Source organism: Streptococcus oralis (assembly GCF_026782125.1).
Taxonomy (GTDB): Bacteria; Bacillota; Bacilli; order Lactobacillales; family Streptococcaceae; genus Streptococcus; species Streptococcus oralis_CE.
In genome coordinates this window covers 1-1302 of record NZ_JAKUVY010000017.1, presented here as the reverse complement: position 1 = coordinate 1302, position 1302 = coordinate 1, and the positions used below count along the sequence as shown (strand labels likewise).

1 protein-coding gene and 1 pseudogene are annotated in these 1302 nt (G+C 34.9%); both read right to left on the bottom strand.

The window, feature by feature from the left end:
• Positions 1-118 precede the first annotated feature (118 nt).
• Positions 119-520: a hypothetical protein gene (locus MK385_RS09785; RefSeq protein ID WP_042769243.1), complete on the bottom strand. Its 402-nt coding sequence runs from the start codon at positions 518-520 to the stop codon at positions 119-121.
• Positions 517-1302, bottom strand: a pseudogene (locus MK385_RS09780) (hypothetical protein); the annotation flags it as partial. The gene MK385_RS09785 and the pseudogene MK385_RS09780, both read right to left, overlap by 4 nt.

Below are 1302 nucleotides of genomic sequence, written 5' to 3'. Positions count from 1 at the left end.
GTTATTTTGAAATGAAATTTCAATATTGGCGATGTAACGCATGATTGTATGCATTTCATCAGGATTCATGGTGATTTCGTTAGATCCACCACCACCGTGACAAAATCTAAACATTAATTCAATTCTTCAATAGAACTTCCGCTTTATCTGAATTTAGAAAGTCTTTCAATATATTCAAAGTCCGTTCGACTGATTCTTCATCACGTCCATACACTCTTCTTATACTCTTATCATCAATAACCTTGGATAAAAAAGTGATTGAAAATCTCTGTTCATCAGTTCGAGTGAACCAAATGTTAAATAAGCCACCCTCTCCGGCTTCCAATTGCGTATTTTTACCGGTTGATGAAATACCTATTGTCATATGATAACCATTATACGTGAACGGAAAATTAAAATTTTCATCATCTCCTTCATTAATCGTAATTGTATCAAGATCAATCGAAAAAATTTTCTCTAAAGCTTGTTTGACATTCTGATAACCCAAACTATCTCTTGTAGGCAAGTATACTTCGCTCATTTATAAGCCCTCCACATATTTCCGAAATTCTCAAACTTATATCCATTTTCTCTTAGAATATTCATTTCGTTCATAAATGATTCCCCTTTACCAGTCGTATGAAATACAAAATCTGCAGTTTCTGGATTGGAACTCAATATAAAATTCTTTCCTTCCTGAATCTGTTTTAGCAAGAATTCATCATTTACTTTATAAGCTAAGTCTGGATCCACTTTCCACATTGCGTTCCAGCCATTACTTCCAGCATCAAAGTAAGTCCAGCCATTAGCATGAGCCACTTGCTCATAAGAAGTTACACTATTAGGCTGAAAATAACCAAGTAAGGCGGTCTTTGATTCTGTATTGTGTGTTGTTAAATCAGTTAATTTAGCAACATCAATTTCTGTATAATTTTTTTTCATAGTTTCCGCATAACTAACAATATCTATCTCATTAAATCTGTCAATAGTAGAAAGAGGTTTTTCAAAAAACTTAACTGTATTTTCTGAAAGTTCCTCTACACTACCATCTAGATTCTTCGCAAAAGCACTGAGATTATCTGCTAAATGAGATAACTTCCCTCCTTCAAATGGAATAGAGCCTGTCACTGGTTGTAGTTGTTCTAGGGAGTTTAAACTAAATCTCTGAGCCGCGTCACCTAGAACATTATCCGCATGGCGTAAGCCATCACTTAGAGCGTCTGCTGAATTCGATAGAATCTTACTCGGCCGGAGATTGTCAAGCTGTTTGCCAAAGGTTTTAATTTGAGAAAAGATATTATCCCCCATGCCTTTGACATTTTT

Coding starts and splice junctions, on each gene's coding strand:
- MK385_RS09785 (WP_042769243.1), bottom strand. CDS start 520: ATGAGCGAAGTATACTTGCCTACAAGAGATAGTTTGGGTTATCAGAAT.